General features: G+C 45.9%; 3 protein-coding genes. 1 reads left to right on the top strand and 2 read right to left on the bottom strand.

The window, feature by feature from the left end:
* Nucleotide 1: 1 nt before the first annotated feature.
* Together L0991_14985 and L0991_14990 are read right to left on the bottom strand one after the other, a co-directional pair.
* Nucleotides 2-1,351 carry an HlyD family type I secretion periplasmic adaptor subunit gene (locus L0991_14985; protein XGB64857.1) on the bottom strand — a complete coding sequence of 450 codons (1,350 nt, stop codon included), beginning with the start codon at nt 1,349-1,351 and terminating at the stop codon, nt 2-4.
* A 3-nt stretch (nt 1,352-1,354) separates the two neighbouring features.
* Nucleotides 1,355-1,717: a hypothetical protein gene (locus tag L0991_14990; protein ID XGB64858.1), complete on the bottom strand. Its 363-nt coding sequence runs from the start codon at nt 1,715-1,717 to the stop codon at nt 1,355-1,357.
* 184 nt (nt 1,718-1,901) lie between these two features.
* Here L0991_14990 and L0991_14995 point away from each other — a divergent pair, with 184 nt between their 5' ends.
* Complete coding sequence (locus tag L0991_14995; protein XGB64859.1) at nt 1,902-24,065, top strand: tandem-95 repeat protein; 22,164 nt, start codon at nt 1,902-1,904, stop codon at nt 24,063-24,065.
* Nucleotides 24,066-24,186 lie beyond the last annotated feature (121 nt).

The raw sequence follows: 24,186 nt of genomic DNA on the forward strand, positions 1-24,186 counted from the left end.
ACTACCTCTCATCGAATGCATCTTCGATGGCTGACATTACAGGCTTGGCTGCATATTCGATGACTCGGCGTGAGCCTGTTTTGACATCGGCAGTAAATTCCATATAAGGGGATAGTTTGTATTGTGTGCCTCCTCGCTCAAGAAAATTTTGGCTTATCTCAATCTCTGCCAAATAGAACTCAGCGTCTTCTTCTTCGTAAGACGAGCGACTGATAGAGGCAATGGTTCCCTCTACAAAGCCATACTTGGCAAAGTTATACGTATCCATTTTCACTTTTACGGCTTGGCCAATCTCCACAAACCCCATGTCTTTACGAGGGATTTTGGCTTCGCCGTGAAGGGAGTTATTGATCGGTGCGATATCAGCGATACTTTCGCCTGGAGGAATTACCGCCGAACGGAAATTAAAATGCAATTTGTCGACCACGCCATCAACGGGTGAATAAACGACTAGGCGGTCAACCTTGTCTGAATGCTGAGGTTGTAGGATTCGTTTCAATTTCAGATCTTTGTTCGCTTGGATGATTTGTGCTTGATACTCTGAATTTCGATTCTCAACTAAATCACGATGTTGCTTTTCTAGTTTGTTGAGTTGGAAGCGCTCGTTCATTACCGACTCATCCAGATTCTCTATCTCACGTACCATATTGGACTCTTGAACCTGCATATTGAGAACATCTACGTAAGAAGCCATCTCTTCTTTATAGAGAGTGTTTTTGATATTGAGCTGTTTACGAATCAAAGAAAGCTGATTCTCTGAACTTTTACGGCGCTTTAGCATTGAGCTGATAAGGGAGTTTTTGTGCTTTATATCATGAGTGATGAGCTCTTCATTTGAGCGATTTTTAGAGAACTCTTGTCGCCAAGTGTTCATGTTGGTTTGCACTTGTTCAGGGTACTGCTCAATGAAAGCGGTGAAGTCGGGCTCTACCATATCTCGCAAGCTTTCATAACGAATCTTGTCTAGTTCAAGTTGGATTATCTCTGTATTTACCGTATCAAGTTGAGTATTGCGGTCGAGTGAGCGTATTCTCGCGATGGGTTGTCCTTCATAAACGACTTCACCTTTCCTTACGAGTAACTCTTCTAGAATCCCACCCTCTAGATGTTGAACTTTTTCTACGTCAGATTCCAAAAGCAGTTCACCACGAACAGAAACCACAATGTCTATGCGTGCTTGCGATGCTACAGCAACTGCAACCAGTGCTAGCATGAATATAATAAGCAGTGTTTTGTGAACACTAGTCATTGCACTTGCTAGCACTATTGTGTCGTCTGCTGTGACCTTAGTGGCTTCTGTATTAGAAACAAGGGCCTTTCTAAGGTGATGCTCAATTTGATTATTGCTCATGACCTACCTCGATACCTTGTTATCTGGAACGGCTTCTAGCTCTAACAAATGATTTATTTGTCGATTAACGTTTAGCAATTCAGCTTTTATATCCTTTATAAGTTCTTCCGGAGCAGGGAATTCATGTTTACTTAAATGTTCCAGCTTCGCCATCTTAGGCGGCAAATCTTGGTCGCATAGCAAAGCTAAGATTGTCTTCAGCTTTCTCGAGTATTGGTTAAGTTCATCGAAACGATTACCTTGATGAAGCTGCTCGATGTTTGTTGCTGCGCCAGAAAAGTCCTTGTAAAAATCTCCCAACAGCAATTGAAGACCTTTGTGGTTGTTGTCGATTGAACGCAACAAATTTGTCATGTCTATCATCATTCCACTGCCTTAATTGCTTTAATGACAATAACTAAGGATCTTTAAAGGAGGATTTCAAATTTTTTTTGCATCTTTATTTGTAAAAACAAAATTATGAAAAATGTTGTATAAAAATTTGGTTTTGCGAAATGGTGTCCTTTAATGCCTGTAAACGATCAGTTAGCTAGTAGCAACGGAGGCTGTAATGGCAGGCGAAAATAACCAAAATAACCAAAACGAAGATCTAAATGATGCTGTCGAACAAACGGACACGAATGATGCTGGTACTCCCTCCCAGCAGCAGAACCAGCAGAATCAACAGAATACAATCGCTTCAACAATAGCGACGGGTGCTGAAAACACGGATGCAGCAGACGAAGTTAACCAAGCTCTAGCGGATAACCCAAGTGGCGCTGGTAACGAAGAAGAGGCTTCAGCTTCCGGTGGTGCAGTTCAAGAAGAGACACCTGAAGGTGGTAGTGACTCTGGTGATGCTCAGTCGAATGTCGTTGGCGGCGCAGCTTCTGATGCAGGAGCTGGTGAAGCGGCCGGCAGCGGTGGCGGTTCAGGAGCTGGAGCTCAAGCTGTAGGTGGTGAAAGCAATGAAGCTTCAGATGGCGGTGCAACTGCTGAAGGTAATGAAGAGCAGGGGCAAGCAGCGAGAACGTCAGCAGCACCAAGTGCAGATTCTTCCGAAGCACCTGAACAATCAGTTGATGATGGCCTTGATTCACAGACAGTAGAAGAAACGTTTGCTGTTGATGTTCAAGCTTCAGATGAAGAGACCATTAGTGAAGTTGAAGACGACTTTGATTCAGAAACGGTAAGCGAAACCTTCAAAATCAAAGTAGAAGGTGAGAATGACGCACCAGAAGTAGAGCAAGATCTTGCTTACATCATGGATGAAGATGGCTCCATAACGTTCACTCAAGAACAACTACTAGAATACGCAAGTGATGTCGATGGAGATGACCTAGTTGCATCAAACGTTCAAGTTGGTGCTGATGCGACCGTTCAGGACAATGGCGATGGTACTTTTACCGTTGTTCCTTCCGCAGATTTCAATGGTGAGCTTGACCTAACATTTGATATCAGTGATGGCCAAGAAACCATAAGCAGCGCAATCGATCTAACGGTTCGCCCAATAAATGATGCGCCAGTTCCCGAAGATAAAACATTCGAGATCGAAGAAGATGGCACACTTATCTTCACGGATGCAGACTTACTAGCAGGTGCGACAGACATTGAAGGTGACAACCTTTCAGTTGAAGGTGTTACCTATGATGGTGGTGATGGTATTCTTACCGATAACGGTAATGGTACCTATACCTTTGCACCAAACGATAACTTCAACGGTGACGTTAACTTTAGCTTTGATGTATCTGACGGTACCGATACTGTTTCCGCTAATATCGACGTCAGCGTAACTGCAGTTGATGATGCGCCGGTATCCGGGGATTTAGCATATTCAGTTGATGAAGATGGCTCAATTCGCCTGAGCCAAGAGCAACTACTTTCGCAAGCATCAGACGTGGAAGGTGATGACCTTACTGCGAGTAGCTTAACGGTTGATGGTGATGCGACAGTTGTGCAAAACGATGATGGCAGTTTCACCATCACACCGGATGAAAACTTCAACGGTGACATCGACATCAGCTTTGATATCTCTGATGGCACTAATACGGTTCAAGCCTCTGCTGATTTAACCGTTAATCCAATCAATGACTTGCCAGTTCCTCAAGACCAACAGTTCAGCATTGAAGAAGATGGTACGCTGATCTTTACTGACGCTGATCTACTGACAGGTGCAACGGATATCGAAGGTGATAACTTATCGATTGAAGGGGTAATTTATGATGGCGGTGATGGTATTCTTACCGACAACGGCAATGGCACCTACACCTTTGCACCAAATGAAAACTTCAACGGTGACGTTAACTTTAGCTTTGATGTGTCGGATGGTACCGATACTGTTTCTGCGAACATCGACGTCAGCGTAACTGCAGTTGATGATGCACCGGTATCTGGCGATTTAGCTTACTCGGTTGATGAAGACGGCTCTATCCGTTTGAGCCAAGGGCAACTACTTTCGCAAGCATCAGACGTGGAAGGCGATGACCTTACTGCGAGTGGTCTAACGGTTGATGGCGATGCAACTGTTGTTCAAAACGATGATGGCAGTTTCACCATCACACCAGATGCAAACTTTAACGGTGACATCGATATCAGCTTTGATATTTCAGATGGTACGAACACGGTTCAAGCGTCTGCTGATCTAACCGTTAATCCAATCAATGACTTGCCAGTTCCTCAAGACCAACAATTCAGTGTTGAAGAAGATGGTACGCTTATTTTTACCGATGCTGACTTATTAACAGGTGCAACGGACATTGAAGGTGACAACCTAACTGTTGAAGGCGTAACCTACAATGGTGGTGACGGTATTCTTACCGATAACGGTAATGGTACATATACCTTTGCGCCAAACGAGAACTTCAATGGCGATGTAAACTTTAGCTTCGATGTGTCTGATGGTACCGATACTGTTTCTGCAAACATTGATGTAAATGTTACTGCGGTTGATGACGCTCCTGTGTCTGGCGACCTAGCATACTCAATTGATGAAGACGGTTCGATTCGTTTAAGCCAAGAACAGTTGCTATCCCAAGCTTCTGACGTAGAGGGTGATGATCTAACTGCTAGTAGCCTAACGGTTGATGGTGATGCGACGGTTACTCAAAATGATGATGGTAGCTTTACTATCACGCCAGACGAGAACTTTAACGGTGACATCGACATCAGCTTCGATATCTCAGATGGTACGAACACGGTTCAAGCCTCTGCTGACCTAACTGTAAACCCAGTTAATGATTTACCCGTACCTCAAGACCAACAATTCACTGTCGAAGAAGACGGTACGCTTGTCTTTACTGATGCTGACCTACTTGCAGGCGCGACAGATATCGAAGGCGATAATCTTACCGTTGAAGGCGTTACCTATGATGGTGGCGACGGTATTCTTACCGATAACGGTAATGGCACCTATACCTTTGCGCCAAATGAGAACTTCAATGGCGATGTAAACTTTAGCTTCGATGTGTCTGATGGTACCGATACTGTATCTGCAAACATCGATGTGAGTGTTACTGCGGTGGATGATGCACCGGTATCTGGCGATTTAGCTTACTCAGTTGATGAAGACGGTTCGATTCGTTTAAGCCAAGAACAGTTGCTATCCCAAGCTTCTGATGTAGAGGGTGATGATCTAACGGCAAGTAGCCTAACGGTTGATGGCGACGCGACGGTTACTCAAAACGATGATGGTAGTTTCACCATCACACCGGATGAGAACTTTAACGGTGACATCGATATCAGCTTTGATATCTCAGATGGTACTAACACAGTTCAAGCCTCTGCTGATCTAACAGTAAACCCAGTCAATGATTTACCTGTTCCACAAGACCAACAATTCAGCGTAGAAGAAGACGGTACGCTCATCTTTACTGATGCAGACCTACTAACAGGTGCTACGGACATTGAAGGCGATAACCTATCGGTTGAAGGGGTAACTTATGATGGCGGTGATGGCATTCTCACCGACAATGGCAATGGTACATACACCTTTGCACCAAATGAAAACTTCAACGGTGACGTTAACTTTAGCTTCGATGTATCTGACGGTACTGATACTGTTTCTGCGAACATCGACGTCAGTGTAACTGCAGTTGATGATGCACCGGTATCTGGCGACTTAGCTTACTCGGTTGATGAAGACGGCTCTATCCGTCTGAGCCAAGAGCAACTACTTTCACAAGCATCAGACGTGGAAGGCGATGATCTTACTGCGAGTGGCCTAACAGTCGATGGCGATGCAACAGTTGTTCAGAATGATGACGGCAGCTTCACCATCACACCAGATGCAAACTTTAATGGTGACATCGATATCAGCTTTGATATCTCTGATGGCACTAACACGGTTCAAGCTTCTGCTGATCTAACTGTTAACCCAATTAATGATTTACCGGTTCCACAAGACCAACAGTTCAGCATTGAAGAAGACGGTACACTTGTCTTTACCGATGCAGACTTACTAAACGGTGCAACTGATGTTGAGGGAGATAACTTAACGGTTGAAGGGATCTCATATGAAGGCACTGATGGCGTACTGACAGATAATGGTGATGGCTCTTATAGCTTTGCGCCAAATGAGAACTTCAATGGTGATGTGAGCTTCAGCTTCGATGTGTCTGATGGTACTGACACAGTGTCGGCAAACATTGATGTTAGCGTGACTCCGGAAAATGATCCTCCAGTTGCGGGTTCTACGTCTTACACCGTAAACGAAGATAACTCGATTACTATTTCTGATGCACAACTGTTGGCAACTTCTTCAGACATTGAAGGCGATGTTTCTATCGACAGTGTGACGTATTCAGGCAGTGACGGTGTATTGGAAATCAATGGTGATGGTACATACACATTCTCACCAAATGAAAACTTTAGCGGTGAGATAGCACTTGATGTCGTTGTTGCCGATGAAGATGGTGCGACGGATGCGACAACCGCTGGTATTAACGTTCTTGAAGTGAACGATCCACCAGTTGCAGGCCCAACATCTTACACAATTGATGAAGACTCTGTGCTTACGTTTAGCGAGTCACAAGTTCTTCTTAACGCTTCAGATGTAGAAGGGGACGTAGAACTTGTTGGTATTAGCTATGACGGTCCAGATGGCATCTTCTCCGTAAATGGAGATGGTACTTGTAGCTTTGCTCCTAATGAGAACTTCAATGGCCAAGTTCAACTTGATGTGACTATTCGAGATGAAGATGGTGCTGAAGTTGAAACGGTTATTAACGTCGATGTATTGCCGATCAATGATGCCCCTGTTTCTGGTGATTTGGCATACAACGTAAACGAAGATGGTTCAATTACATTGAGCCAAGAGCAGTTGTTGTCTCAAGCATCGGATGTGGAAGGAGATGACCTAACCGCGAGTGACTTAACTGTCGATGGTAACGCAACGGTAACGGCTAATGATGATGGCAGCTTCACTATTGTCCCTGACGCGAACTTTAATGGTGACATTGATATCCAATTCAATATCACTGATGGCACAGACACCGTTCAAGCCACTGCGGATCTGACTGTTAATCCAGTTAACGATCTACCGGTTCCTCAAGATCAACAATTTAGTATTGAAGAAGACGGTACACTGCAATTCACAGATGCAGACTTACTGTCTGGTGCAACTGATGTGGATGGTGATGACCTTACGGTTGAGGGAATTAGTTACACTGGTGGTGATGGTGTTCTAACTGACCACGGTGATGGTACTTATACTTTCGCACCAAATGAGAACTTCAATGGTGATGTGAACTTTAGCTTCGATGTGTCAGACGGCACCGAAACCGTTAGCGCAAATATCGATGTCAGTGTCACTCCTGAAAATGATCCGCCTGTCGCTGGTTCAACCTCGTACATGGTTAATGAAGACAATGCGATCACCATTTCTGATGAGCAATTACTAGCAAACTCTTCGGATGTTGAAGGTGCGGTGTCGGTTGATAGTGTGACTTATAGCGGCACTGATGGTGTATTCCAAGATAACGGCGATGGCAGCTATACCTTCCTTCCTAACGAAAACTTCAGTGGCGATATCAGTCTTGATGTGATCGTTGCAGACGAAGAAGGCGCTATTGATGAGACGACAGCGGGCATTACTGTTCTTGAAGTGAACGATCCGCCTGTTGCTGGGCCTACGTCATACACCATTGATGAAGATTCGGTTCTAACATTTAGTGAATCTCAGATTCTTGCGAATGCTTCAGATGTCGAAGGTGACGTTGAACTTGTTGGCATCAATTACGACGGGTCGGACGGTATCTTCACCGTGAATGGTGATGGCACATGTAGCTTCGCACCAAATGAGAACTTCAATGGTCAGGTTCAGCTTGATGTTACGATTCAAGATGAGAATGGCGCAACGGTTGAAACTCACATCAATGTTGATGTTCTGCCAATTAACGATCCACCAGTATCCGGTGACTTGGCTTACACCATCAACGAAGACAGTTCAATTACGCTGACACAAGATCAATTGCTAGCGCGAGCAGGCGATATTGATAGCGATAATCTTGAAGCGATAAACTTATCGACGGATGAAAACGCGACTATCCAGCAAAACGAGGATGGTAGCTATACCATTACTCCTGACGCTGATTATAACGGAGACCTAGATCTAAGCTTCGATATCATTGATAACGATGGCGGTGAGGTTCAAGTTGGCCTGGATATCACAGTCAACCCGTTGAACGACTTACCACAAGCGCAAGACCAACAGTTCACCATTGCAGAAGATGGCACTCTACTATTTACCGATGCCGATCTACTTGCTGGCGCATCCGATATTGATGGCGATGAGCTATCAATTGAAAACGTGCTTTATACAGGTGCTGATGGTGTTCTAAGTGATAATGGAGACGGCACTTACAGCTTTGCACCAAACGAAAACTTCAATGGTGATGTTCAAATCTCATTCGATGTTTCTGATGGTACGGGCTCAACGCCAGCTGTTATTGATGTCAGCGTGACACCTGAGAATGATCCACCTGTCGCAGGTTCAACGGCTTACACTGTTCAAGAAGATGGTCAAATCACTATCAGTGCTGAACAGCTACTGGCGAATTCGTCAGATGTTGAAGGCGATGTTTCACTATCAAGTGTGAGTTATGGCGGTGATGATGGCTCATTCGTTGATAACGGTAATGGCACATTTACCTTTACGCCAAACGAAAACTTCGACGGTGATATCTCACTTGATGTTGTTGTCGTTGACGAAGATGGTGCTACTGCCACAACCACTGCGGGTATCGATGTTATTGCTGTGAATGACGGTCCTGAAACGTCAGGCATTCAAGCTGAAGTCGATGAAGACAACGCAATCACTATTACTCAAGAGCAGTTGCTAGCGAATGCAACGGACGTTGAAGGTGATGATTTAACGGCGTCTAACCTGCAAACCAATGACCCCGACGCAACTATCGTTGCAAATGACGATGGTTCTTTCACTATTACGCACACTGAGAACTTCAATGGCGAGTTAGATTTCACATACAGCATCAGCGATGGTGAAAATGAAGTCCTGACCACACTGGATTTAACCGTTAACCCAGTCAATGACGCACCAGAAGCGGGTGAAGAGATCTTCATCCAAGCGCAAGAAGACCAAACAGTTGGTGTAACGCTTCGTGAAGAGCCGGCATTACGTCTAGATCAAGCACCAGAAAACGGCATTATCGAAGCTAATCTTGATAATGAGTGGGTAGTACTGGAAGTTGGTCAAGAAGTACCAGCTGACACGGAAGTACGCTTCGTGCCAAGTGAAGATGCTCTAGCAAACGGTACTCATACAACGCAAATTGGTACCTTCGATGATAATGCGAGCGTGGATGACTGGGGAACAGAAGTTGACCCATATACACGTGAATTCTCGGATGGTGACTTAACGGTTACGGTACAAAGTAACGATGATCCGCTGGGCGCATGGAATGGTAATACTCATATTGGTCATGGTATCGGTGATACTGACCGCCAAGGTCTAAGTGGTGATGAGAAACTGACCATTTCTGTTGAAGGCCAAGACATCAACGAAATTAGCTTCCATCTAGATGGTTTGGGTGGTTGGTTCATGGAAGAGTCGCGTCACTTTACAGAAGTAGAAATTCGCGCCTTCAATGAAGACGGAGACATGATCGACTCGATGACTTACCACAAAGAAGACCGTGGTACATTCGAGACCGATTACACACTGACTGTTGACCAACCTGTGTCTTACTTTGAACTAGGCACAGTGCAAGGTAACGGTACTTATGTTGTTCAAAACATGACAGTGTCACAAACTTGTCATGATGAAGCCGTGTTCACATCGATCGGTGTGGATGGCTCAGAAATCACTGAAACCGTAGAGCTGAATATCCATGCGGGTGACAACGAAATCGAGCTAACGGCTGACCTTCCTAATATCATTGTCGATACTGAAGGTTCTGCTCAGTTTGCTTCTGTTGTAATAACTGAAGAACAGTTACTCGCTCAAGCATCAGATATCGATGGTGATGACCTTGATATTCAGAACTTAGAGCTGGTGGGTGAAAACTCAGAGCACGCAACGCTGACAGATAATGGCGACGGTACTTGGACGGTAACACCGGATGAAAACTTCTATGGTGAAATCGAGCTGGGTTATCAAGTCAGTGATGGTGAGTTAACCGACGACAACATCATTAATATCAACTTCGAATCTGTGAATGATGCGCCAATTGTGTCTGGTCCAATTGTTCTATCAACAGATGAAGATGTTGGCATTACGTTCAGCGCTGATGACTTGTTGGCAAATACCACAGACGTAGAGGGCGATACGCTGTCTATTTCTGACATCACGTACGGTGGTGATGACGGTGAGCTAGTCGACAATGGTGATGGTACATTCACCTTCATGCCGAATGAAAACTTCAACGGCGAAATCGACATCGACTACAAAGTATTTGATGGCACAGACGAAGTAGCAACTCATCTAGACTTAACCGTTGTGCCTGTAAACGATGTTCCAGTTCCTGGTGAACCGCTGCACACCCAAATGCTTGAAAATGGCACGATTGTCATTGAAGCAAAAGATCTTCTATCTGGTGCAACGGACGTTGATGGCGACATCCTACATGTAGAGAACCTGTTACTGGTCGATCAAACTCAAGGTACGTTGACCGATAACGGCGACAACACCTTTACCTTTGAGCCTGCCGAGAACTTCTATGGTGAGGTGAACTTAACCTTCGATATTAGTGATGGCCAAGCAAGCGCACCAAGCACAGCAAGAGTAGACGTTGAGATTGTCAACGAAGGCCCTGAAGTGAGTGGTCCAGTTGAAGCCGCTGTGGATGAAGATGGTTCAATCACTATTACACAAGAGGATTTGTTAGCGAACGCGACGGACGTTGATGGTGACAATCTTGAAGCGGTTAACTTAGCAACCAACGATCCAAATGCGGTTATCGTAGAAAACTCTGATGGTAGTTTCACTATCACACCAAGTGCAGATTTCTTTGGTGAGATTGAATTCACTTATGATGTGACTGATGCCATCGAGACTGTGGCTGCAGACCTGAACTTAACAGTAAACCCTATCAATGACGCTCCTGACGTACCGGATATGTCTTTCACGACGGAAGATGGTCAAGCGATTACGATTACTGAAGCTGAGCTATTAGCACAAGCAACCGATGTCGAAGGCGATGAGCTGTCTGTTGTGAATGTTACAAGCACCAGCGACACAGTTGAAGTCACCGATAACGGCGACGGTACATATACATTAACGCCAGAGCAGGGCTTCTTCGGTAATGTTGATTTAGCGTTTGATGTCAGCGATGGCACGGATGTAGTTGCAGCAAACATCGACTTAAAAGTTGAATTCGTCAATGACGCGCCAGAAGCAACGCCAATGGTTGCCAATGTCGACGAAGATGGCTCAATCCTTGTTACACAAGAAATGCTGCTTGAAAACGCAACTGATCAAGATGGCGACGAGCTGTTTGCAAGTTCATTGGAAACTAACGATCCAAATGCAAGCATTGTCGATAATGGCGATGGTACTTACACAGTTACGCCTTCTGAAAACTTCAATGGTGATATCGCGTTCACTTATGAAGTGAGTGATGGAGAACTAAGTACCTCAAACGATATGACATTGACTGTTAATCCAGTGAATGACATTCCAATTGTTGCGCCGGGTATGTACCACATAGAGGAAGATGGCAGCATCTTGTTCACACAAGAAGACCTCCTCAGTGGTGCGATTGATATTGATGGTGATGACCTAAGCGTTACCAGTATCAACTACTCTGGCGATGAGGGTACAGTTACCGACAACGGTGATGGCACGTTCAGCTTTGTTCCTGAAGAGCACTTTAGCGGTGACTTACAATTCAGCTTCACAGTGACTGATGGTACTGATGAGGTAGAGCAAGACCTTAACGTTCACATTGAAGCAGTAGCGGATGCTCCAGACCTAGTCATTACTGATGGCGATGGTGTTAACGTTGATGACCAAGCTATTTTGGTTGAGCCAGGCGGTGTCGTTGAACTGAATATTGCAGCGGCGCTTGTTGACCAAGATTTGTCGGAAACACTCACTGTCACTGTGGATGGCGTTCCAGAAGGTTCGATTATTCAATACGATAACGAAGGCGTTCTGAATGACCAAGAGAACGGTATCACCAGTTACAACGATACTGAAATCACGGTAACGTTTGAAGGTGAAACGGCTGGCTTCCAAAATGCAGCGGGTTACTACAAGGTTGATGAAGACGGCAATATTACCGGTGTTGAAGTTGTTTATGAAAACGCATCACAAGTCGGTGGTGGCGGTGATCTTGTTCCAGGGCAAGACCAATTCAGCTTCCAAATGTCAGAAGGTGAAAGCTTCAACCTGTTCTTGATTCCAAATGGACATCAGACGAATAACTTTGATGCAATGCAGGACGGCCAATATGAGTTCCGCGCTGCAGACGGCTCGCCAGCTAATATGGATACGGTTGATCCTCAGCTTGTATTCGTAGGTGCTGACGGCTCTGAGACAGTTGTTCAAAGTCAGTTTGGTGATGCAATTTTCCATGGTGGTTCAAGCTCTGAGCTAAACCAAGACGGCATCGAGCATACACGCACCACGGTGAATGAAGATGGTGAACTGGTTTACGGGTTTGAAGATCTTTATGGTGGCGGTGACGCAGACTATACCGACTTCAACTTCACCATTGATGTTGGTGAAGTGAACAGCCAAATCTATAGCGGTGAAATTACCGTAGGTCCTGATGGCTCAGTTGATTTACCAACAACAGCAATCGCACAAGAGCTACAGATTCAACTGCCAGAAGATTTCAATGAACAAATTGAAATCAACGTAACGGCAACCGCAACAGAGCTATCAAACGATGACTCTGAGACGGTATCTCAAACTATTCACATCAATGCGACAGGTGCACATATTGAACATGCTCCTGAAGCACTACCTGTTGCAGCAACAGTGGAAGAAGATGGCTCAATCATCATCACGCAAGAAGACCTGTTAGCCAACGCTCGCGATTTAGATGGCGACCAGTTAACAGCGCTCAACTTAGCCACTGACGATGACAGTGTGACTATTACAGATAACGGTGATGGCACATACACATTGACACCAGATGCTGACTTCAACGGTGATGTAAGCTTTACCTTCGATGTATCTGATGGTGATGATGTTGTTTCAACCAACCTAGAACTGACTGTTTCACCAGTGAATGATGGTCCTGAAGCGCAAGATCAAGCCTTCACAGTAAATGAAGATGGTGTATTAACCTTCACTGACCAAGACCTACTAACAGGTGCGACAGACATTGAAGGGGATGACCTGAGTGTTGAAGGTGTCACGTACACTGGCGCAGATGGTGTCTTAACTGATAACGGTGACGGTACATACAGCTTCGCACCAAATGAGAACTTCAACGGTGATGTTAACTTTACGTTTGATGTTTCCGATGGCACAGACACGGTTACAGCTAACGTTGATGTAAGCGTAACACCTGAGAATGATCCTCCAGTAGCAGGCAGCACGTCTTACACTGTTCATGAAGATAACTCCATCACGATCAGCAACGAACAATTGCTCGCGAACTCGTCGGATATCGAAGGTGAAGTAGCAATTGATAGCGTTACGTACAGCGGCAGTGATGGTGTACTTGAAATCAATGGGGACGGTACATACACCTTCTCTCCAAATGAGAACTTCAATGGCGAAGTTAGCTTAGATGTTGTAGTTACGGATGAAGATGGTGCGACTGAAGCAACCACAGCCGGAATTACTGTTCTAGAGGTTAACGATCCTCCGGTTGCTGGCCCAACGTCTTACACAATTGATGAAGATTCCGTACTGACATTCAGCGAATCTCAAGTGCTGTTGAACGCATCTGACATTGAAGGCGATGTTGAGCTTGTTGAAATTAACTACGATGGTCCAGATGGTATCTTCTCAATTAATGGAGATGGTACTTGTAGCTTTGCACCGAATGAAAACTTCAACGGTCAAGTGCAGTTGGATGTAACCATTCAGGATGAGGATGGTGCTCAAGTTGATACCTACATTACGGTAGATGTATTACCTATAAATGATGTTCCGGTATCGGGAGATTTGGCATACAGCGTTGAAGAAGACGGCTCTATTACCTTGAGTCAAGAGCAACTTCTTTCTCAAGCGAGTGATGTTGAAGGCGACGCGTTGACCGCATCTAACCTAGTGGTTGATGGCGATGCTACGGTTACTGCTAATGATGACGGTAGCTTCACCATTACACCGGATGCCAATTTCAACGGTGATATTGACCTAACGTTCGACATCAACGATGGCACAGATACGCTAGTTGCGACGGGTGACCTAACGGTAAATCCGGTAAATGACTTACCACAGCCACAAGATCAAACGTTCAGCATTGGTGAAGATGGAGTACTGAACTTCACAGATGAAGACCTGCTAACAGGTGCTACTGATATCGATGGGGATGACTTGTCGGTTGAAGGTGTGACTTACACAGGTGCTGATGGTGTGCTCACCGATAATGGTGATGGCAGCTATAGCTTCGCGCCAAACGAGAACTTCAATGGCGATGTGAACTTCAGCTTTGATGTGTCAGATGGCACAGATACGGTTCAGGCGAACATCGATGTGAGTGTGACACCAGAGAATGATCCTCCGGTTGCTGGTAGCACGTCTTACACTGTTCATGAAGACAACTCAATCACCATCAGTGATGAGCAGCTTCTAGCTAACTCTTCGGATATCGAAGGTGATGTTGCAGTCGATAGTGTGACGTATTCAGGTACCGACGGTGTATTTGAAGACAACGGTGACGGCACTTATACCTTCTCGCCAAATGAGAACTTTAACGGCGAAGTTAGCCTTGATGTTGTGGTGACAGACGAAGATGGCGCAACCGAGGCGACTACCGCTGGAATTACGGTTCTTGAAGTTAACGATCCGCCAATCGCTGGCGCTACTAGCTACTCAGTGAATGAAGATGAAGTCATCACCATCAGTTCTGAACAACTGCTGGCTAATGCTTCAGATATCGAAGGTGAAGTAGCAATTGATAGCGTTAACTACACGGGTTCAGACGGTATCTTTACTGATAACGGAGATGGCACATTCAGCTTCGCTCCGAACGCTAACTTTGACGGCGATGTCAGCCTTGACGTAGTCGTGACTGATGAAGATGGCGCTACTGCAACCACTACTGCAAGCATTGATGTTCTGCCTGTGAACGATGCTCCGGTATCGGGTGAGTTGGCATACAGTGTGGATGAAGATGGCTCGATTAATCTAAGCCAAGAGCAGTTACTTGCTCAAGCGACCGATGTCGATGGCGATGACTTAACGGCTTCTAACCTCACTGTTGATGGTAATGCGACAGTAACAGCAAACGACGACGGTAGTTTCACTATCACGCCAGATGCGAACTTCAATGGCGATATAGACTTAACATTCGACATCAATGATGGCACCGATACTCTGGTTGCGACTGCTGATCTAACGGTCAATCCAGTCAATGACCTACCAGTTGGTGGTGAGCCAGTAATTGATGGCTTTGAAGATACACCACTAACGTTTACCGATGCCGATCTTCTTGAAAATGCGACGGATATAGAAGGGGATGACTTAACGGTTGAGGGCGTTAGCTACTCTGGTGACGATGGTGAGCTAGTTGTAAATGGTTCGCTTCAATTCGGAGATGAAGACGGTGAACCAAGTTATGTTGACCTAGGTGGCACTATAGGTGAAGACTTCTCAAGCTTTACAGCAGAGATAGAGTTCACAGCTGGTGATGATATTGACGGTGCATCATTACTATTAGCGATGCCTGGAACAGATAACCTTAACAACGTTTCAATCATGGCTCGTCCAGATGGTTCGATGACAATGATGGTTGAGGGCGGGGCTTCAGACCATGTGAACTTCCCTCAATTCGATCTATACGATGGCGAAACGCACACTATTACTGTGTCTTGGGACTCTGAAACTGGTGAAGTTCAAGCGTTTGATAACGGTGAGCTATTGGGCACCGCTACGACGCACATTGGACATACCATTGATGGAAGCTCTCATCCAATTATTGGTCAGGAGGCCGATGCGTACGACCTAAGTGACTTCAACAGTAATGGTGCACTAGAAGGTGGTGAAATTGGTCATGTAACGTTTACGACGGATAAAGTTGACCAAGAGGCGATTGAATCTGGGGAACCACTTGCAAGCCTGACGGATAACCTAGCGTTTGATCTTCAAGTTCAAGATGGAGGTGTGGTTGATACTACTGGTAACTTTAACCCTGATATCGTTGGTGACCTTGAGTTTGTATCAGATGGTACTTATACCTTCTTACCTAACGAGAACTTCAATGGTGAAGTGTCGTTAGATTACGATATAAACGATGGCACCGATACCATCTCTACTCAAGCAACACTTGATATTGCGGCGATCAATGACGCTCCAGAGCCACAAGACCAAGCCTTCACCATTGGTGAAGATGGAGTGCTTAACTTCACAGACGAAGACCTATTAACAGGCGCTACGGATGTTGAAGGTGACACACTAACGGTTGAAAGCGTGACTTACACGGGTGCTGACGGTGTGCTTACTGATAATGGTGATGGTAGCTATAGCTTCGCGCCAAACGAGAACTTCAATGGTGATGTGAACTTCAGCTTCGATGTGTCAGATGGTACGGACACTGTTCAAGCCAACATTGACGTAAGCGTGACACCAGAGAACGATCCTCCAGTGGCAGGCAGCACGTCTTACACGGTTCACGAAGACAACTCAATCACCATCAGTAACGAGCAACTATTGGCTAACTCTTCAGATGTTGAAGGTGAAGTGGCGATAGACAGTGTGTCTTACACTGGCAGTGATGGTGTGTTCCAAGACAATGGTGATGGTACATTTACCTTCTCACCAAATGAAAACTTCAATGGTGAAGTAAGTCTTGACGTTGTTGTTACCGATGAAGATGGTGCAACCGAAGCGACTACCGCTGGAATTACCGTTCTTGAGGTTAACGATCCACCAGTCGCTGGCTCTACGAGCTACTCAGTGAATGAAGATGAAGTTATCACTATCAGTTCTGAACAACTGCTGGCGAACTCTTCAGACATTGAAGGTGAAGTGGCGATCGATAGCGTAAACTACACTGGTGCTGACGGTATCTTTACTGACAATGGCGATGGAACATTTAGTTTCGCGCCGAACGCAAACTTCGACGGTGATGTAAGCCTTGATGTTGTAGTGACTGATGAGGATGGCGCAACGACAGCCACAACGGCAAGTATTGATGTTCTGCCAATTAATGATCCACCAGTATCGGGCGACTTGGCGTACAGCATTGATGAAGATGGTTCGATTACTCTGACGCAAGAGCAATTGCTATCGCAAGCTTCGGATGTTGATGGTGATGACCTAACGGCAAGCAACCTAAGTGCGGGGGATAATGCGACCGTAGTTGATAATGGCGATGGTACCTTTACGGTAACACCGGATGCTGACTTCAACGGTAACATCGACCTAAGTTTTGACATCTCTGACGGTACAGAGTCGATTGTGGCTAACGCTGATCTGATGGTTAACCCAATCAATGACCTACCAACCAGCGATGATGTTTATGCCAATGTGGATGAAGATAACACCATTACTATCACGCAGGAGCAGTTACTTGCGAATGCAGCAGATATTGAAGGTGATGATCTTGTAGCTTCTAACCTAACCTTGGTTGGAGACGATGCGACCATTGTCGATAATGGCGATGGCACATTCTCAATTACTCCAAGCGAAAACTTCAATGGCTACATTGATGTGGCGTACAGCATTAGCGATGGTGATACGCCGATTGCAGCGAACTTGGGACTAACGGTTGACCCAGTCAATGACGCGCCAATTGTCTCTGCTGATGTAGCGATAACCATTGAAGAAGATGGCTCGTACACGATTACTCAAGAAGAACTCCTTCAATTCGCGACTGACATCGAAAACGATGACATGACCGCAATTATTGGAGAGCAGGGTGATGAAACTACGGTAACGGGTACGGTGTTGGATGCTGAAACCAGTAACCCAGTATCTGGTGCTGAAGTGACGTTGACTGACAGTGCGGGTAATAGCTACACCACGGTTACAGATGACTCTGGTAGTTACACTGTCACAGGTTCTGTTGTAGACCAAGGCACGGTGACGATTGAGCAAGAAGGCTCAATTACCAGCAGCTTCCTGGTTCCTGCTGGTGAAGAGACAAATGGTGGCGTGACCGCAATATCTGAAGTGCTTGAAGAAACAGATATGCGTATCGTGGTTACCTGGGGTGAAAGCCCACGAGACATGGATAACCACCTATGGCTATACGATACAGAGAATGGAAATGAGCTAGACCATATCTACTACCGCGATATGAGCCACGACCTAGGTGAAGGTAACGTAGTTCAACAAGACGTGGATGATGTAAATGGTCATGGCCCTGAAACTATTACCATTCCAAACTATCAAGATGCAGACATGCACTATTCAGTGCACAACTACACCAACAGAAGTTGGGATGTAGATGGTGTTGAAGATGTGCAAGTTCAGGTGTTTGTTGGTGATACGTTAGTTGAAACCTTCACTCCTGAACTGCCAGATAACCCATCAGGCGATCACTGGCATGTGTTTGATATCGTTAACGGCGTAATTGTTCCAAGCCAAGATGTAGGTAGTCAAAATGCATTTGATTTACCAACGGCAGAAGAAGCGCTTGCGAATGAAAACGGTATTGATATCTCTGAATTGCTAAGCGGCGAAGAAGGCGGTGATTCGGGCGATACCGATGGTAACGAACCAAGTGTTGGTGATATCTCAATCGAGAACGCTCTGATCACTGACAATGGTGACGGTACCTACACCATCACCCCAGAAGAGAACTTCAATGGTGAATTCTCCATTAGCTACAACGTAGATGATGGTAATGGTGGAGTGACTCCTGCTGAGCTTGATGTGACAGTCACAGCAGTCAACGACCTATCTGTGATTTACGACCATGATTACACCATTAACGAAGATGGCTCGTTAACCTTCACAGATGAGCAGTTACTGGCTGGTGCAACCGATATTGATGGTGATGACCTATCAGTAGAATCTGTTAACTATGAAGGCACTGATGGTGTGTTCACGGATAATGGCGATGGCACTTACACCTTTGCTCCAAATGAGAACTTCAATGGTAACGTTGACCTAACTTACGATGTCAGCGATGGCACGGATGTGGTCTCGGCGAACATTGATGTTCAAGTTGTACCAATCAATGATGTACCAGTTGCTGGCACAACTTCTTACAGCGTCGAAGAAGATGGCAGCATTACGCTGAGCGATGCACAACTACTGGCGAACAGTTCAGATGTTGAAGGGGAAGTGTTTGTTAGCGATGTAAGTTACAGCGGCACGGATGGTGTGTTTACTGATAATGGTGATGGTACTTATACCTTCTCGCCAAATGAAAACTTTAACGGTGACATCAGCCTTGATGTATCTGTTATGGACGAAGATGGCGCAACGGCCGAAACGACTGCAGGTATAGACGTTATTGCCGTTAATGACTTACCGGTAGCTGGTTCAACAACCTACAGTGTTGACGAAGATAACGTCATTACGATTTCTGATGCACAGCTTCTTGCAAATAGCTCAGACATCGAAGGTGATGTATCCGTTAGCGATGTGTCTTACTCAGGCACAGACGGTATCTTTACCGATAACGGCGACGGTACTTACAGTTTTGCACCAAACGAAAACTTCAACGGTAATGTCGGTCTAGATGTCACCGTGGCTGATGAAGATGGTGCTACTGCTCAAACGACGGCGGGCATTGATGTTATCGCGGTTAACGATGCACCAGTATCAGGTGACTTGGCGTACTCAGTTGATGAAGACGGCTCAATCACACTAAGCCAAGAGCAGCTGCTTGCTCAAGCATCTGATGTTGATGGCGATGCTCTAACGGCATCTAACCTAACAGCAGGTGACAACGCGACGGTAACGGCGAACGATGATGGTTCATTTACGATTACACCGGATGCGGACTTCAATGGCGACATTGACCTAAGCTTCGACGTTTCAGATGGCCTTGAAACCGTTCAAGCAGGCGTTGACCTAACAGTTAACCCAGTGAACGACTTGCCTACGGCTGAAGATCAAAACTTCACCGTTGAGGAAGACGGAACGCTAACCTTCACTGATGAGGATCTGTTAGCTGGTGCTGCGGACATTGACGGTGACGACCTATCAGTTGCTGATGTGTCTTACACGGGTACCGACGGTGTATTCACCGATAACGGTGACGGCACTTATAGCTTTGCTCCAAATGAGAACTTCAATGGTGATGTAAACCTTGGTTTCACTGTGTCGGATGGTACGGACACCGCTGATGCCAACATTGATGTGACAGTCACAGATGTGAATGATGCACCGGTGGCAGGTTCAACGACTTACCAGATGAACGAAGATGGCACCATCACATTGAGCCCAGAGCAGTTGATTGCGAATAGCTCAGATGTTGATGGCGAAGTGTCACTTGATAGCGTGAGCTACTCAGGTACCGACGGTATCTTGGTTCAAAATGAAGATGGTTCAGTGACCTTTGCTCCAAATGAAAACTTTAACGGTGATATCAGCCTTGATGTAACCGTTATTGATGACGATGGCGCGACGGCTGAAACAACCGCTGGTATTGAAGTCATTGCTGTTAATGATGCTCCAGTTGCGGGCAACGTGGCTTACTCAGTTGATGAAGATGGTTCAATTACGCTATCTCAAGAGCAGCTATTAGCGAACGCATCGGATGTTGATGGCGATGACCTAACTGCTGCCAACTTGAGTGCAGGTGACAACGCAACGGTAACGGCGAACGATGATGGTTCATTTACTATCACGCCGGATGCGAACTTCAATGGTGACATCGACCTAAGCTTCGATGTATCGGATGGCCTTGAAACCGTTCAAGCTGGTGTTGACCTAACGGTTAACCCAGTTAACGACTTGCCAACGGCTGAAGATCAAAGCTTCACTGTTGAGGAAGATGGAACGCTGATCTTCACGGATGCGGACCTACTAGCAGGTGCAGCGGACATTGATGGGGACGACCTATCCGTCACTGATGTGTCTTACACAGGTGCAGAGGGTGTGTTCACCGATAACGGCGACGGCACTTATAGCTTTGCTCCGAATGAGAACTTCAATGGCGATGTAAACCTTGGTTTCACAGTGTCTGACGGTACTGACACGGTTGACGCCAACATCGATGTGACAGTCACGGATGTGAATGATGCACCAGTGGCAGGTTCAACGTCTTACCAAATGAACGAAGATGGCACGATAACCATTAGCCCAGAGCAATTGATTGCGAACAGCTCAGACGTTGATGGCGAAGTGTCGCTAGAGAGTGTGACTTACTCGGGCTCTGATGGCACCTTAGTTCAAAACGATAATGGCTCAGTGACATTCACACCAAGTGAGAACTTTAACGGCAATATTAGCCTAGACGTAGTAGTAACCGACGATGACGGTGCAACGGCGACAACAACGGCGGGTATTGAAGTTCTGGCTGTGAATGATGGACCTGAATCAGAGGATGTGAACCTAACCACAGCCGAAGACAGCACCATTCTTATCACACAAGACATGTTGTTGGCTCAAGCGACGGATATTGACAACACAGCAGACGAACTAGAAGCGTCAGGTCTACAAATAGACCCTAGCTTCGGTGAGCTGCTAGATAACGAAGATGGAACTTGGTCATTTACGCCTAACGAAAACTTCAATGGCGATGTGCCAATGACGTTCAATGTTAGTGATGGTCAGGAGAGCATTTCTGTCGATGGCAACATTGATGTTACGCCTGTCAACGATGCGCCTGAAGCACCTACCATTGAGATGCAAGGTGAAGAAGATGTCGTGATGGTCATTGACCCAGCGTACATCGCGGATCAAGTGACGGACCTTGATGGTGATGAGATCAGCATCGAAAGCATTACGGTTCGAGCTCCTGCAAACGCAACCTTAACTCAGCAACCAGACGGAATGTATCACTTAGTCACTACTCAAGACTTTAATGGCTTAGTAGAACTAGGGTATCAAGCAACCGATGGCGAAGAAGTGGTAGATGGCTCGCTGAACGTAGACGTTATTCCAGTTAACGATGCGCCGTTCAATGTCGGTAACGCAATGATGACGACAGACGAAGATGGCGCGTTCACCTTCGATGCTGGCGACTTAATGAATCTGTTCGGTGACATTGATACCGCTGACCTTGTGGTTTCACGCATTATCACTGCAGACGGTGAAGATGGCGGTGAAGTTACTGACAATGGTGATGGCACTTGGACATTCACACCAACGGGCGACTTTGCAGGCGTTTCTGACCTACAAGTTGTGGTGAGCGATGGTGAGTTTGAAACGGTTCTAGATGTTCCTGTGTACGTTCGTCCTGTTGCGGATGGCGCGGTGATTACAACCGACCATGACGGTCCACTTGTCTTCGGTGAAGATGAAACGGGTCACCTAGGATTGAACGTTGGCTTAGTCGATGATTCAGAAACCCTAAGTAATCTAGTGATGACTGGTTTCCCTGTTGGATTCGAAGTGACTGATGGTGTGAACATCGTAATGATCACTGAACCGGGTCAATACATTGACTTGTTCGACTGGGATATTTCAAACATTCAAATGACGCCTCCTGAAGACTTCCACGGCGAGTTCTTCGTAACCGTAAGTGCAACAACCGTTGACTACGGCGATGAACCAGAAGCGTTTGAAGATGGTATTGATTCAGGTGATTTTGAAACTGTTGCGGGTGACTCGATTATCCTAACAGCGGATGACCTAATTGGACTTGCTGAAAACGTTAACGCAGATGGTGATGATGAAGTGAAATTGGTTCACCTAGCGGACCGTAGCCAAGGTGAGATTGTCGATAATGGCGATGGCACTTGGACGTTTACACCAGCTCCTGGCTTTACTGGTGAAGCAGACATTGCGTACGTGATTGACAAAGATGGTGTACTTCATGATGAGCAAACTGGCGTAGTCGTTAAAGAGGGCGACTCACAAGAGAATGCTGCACCAGAAGTAAACAGCATCACAACCACCGAAATCGCGGCAGATGCTACCTTGTCGTTTACTGACGAAGATATGTTAGCGAACCTGAGCGATGCAGAAGGCGATAGCTTGAGCATTGAATCAGTGAGCTTGATGGAAGGTCAGGGCGTAATAGAAAGCGATAACCAAGGTAACTACCAATTCACACCAGCCGAAGATTACACCGGCGATGTTCAAGTTGGATTTATTGCGACCGATGGCGAAAACCGTATCGAAAGCTTCTTCAATGTGGATATCCAAGGTGGCGATGAAGCGGCTGCGAGTGACGGTTATGCATTAGCCGACGATGGTTCATTAACTATCACAGAATCGCAGTTGGTGGATGAACTTGGCGTGAGCGAAACGGCAGAAGTCGTCGATGTTGCAGACGCGAACGATGCAGGTTTCTTCGCTGAATCTGGTGAAGGTGAGTGGACGTACTGGCCAAATGAAGACTTCGATGGCAACTTAGCAATGAATGTCGAAGTTAATGACGGTGGTGAAGTATCGAGCCATAGCTTAAGCATCCAAGTCGCTGATGATTCAGTTCAAGGTGATGAACCACAAGCAGAAGCTGCTCATGCAACAGAAGAGCAGCAAGTGGAAGTCGCACAACAAGCTGATGATCAAGCTCAAGATGCTGAAGCAGAAGACAGCGTTGCTGACGTAACAGCGGCACCGGGCGATACTATCTCTATCTCGATCCCTGATGAGGTAAGTGGTAACGAGTCGGTGGATTACGCGGAAATGTCTGGTTTACCTGAAGGTTCTAGCGTGAGTAATGCGTTGGATAACGGTGATGGTAGCTTCACTATCAGTGGTAACCTTGAGCAACCGGTATCGGTTGAGCTTCCTGAAGGTTATGAAGGCACTAGCGAGATCCAATTCCAAGGTTACGACGAGTTGGGTAGTTCGATAGACGGTGCAAGTGGCTCTGTGGAAGTTGAAGTTGATGATCAATACACCATGCAAGGTTCTACTCAAGAGCAGCAACCAGACATGGCAGGTATGGAATCAGGTGGCAGTGACTGGACTAGTGCTGGTGGTCAAGACCAAGGTGTTGACTTCACAGACGACTCTGGAAGCTTCGACTCAGATTCGCAATCTGGAAACGATCAAGGCAACGACTTCGATCAAAGCTCAATCTAAACCAAAACGTTGGTATTACTTGAGCCGACAAGTTAACAGGGCAGCGTAAAGTTGCCCTTATCGAAAGCCATGCTGGGCCTACCTTGCATGGCTTTTTATTTGTCATTAATTCATCGATTAG

Source organism: Vibrio chagasii (assembly GCA_041879415.1).
Taxonomy (GTDB): Bacteria; Pseudomonadota; Gammaproteobacteria; order Enterobacterales; family Vibrionaceae; genus Vibrio.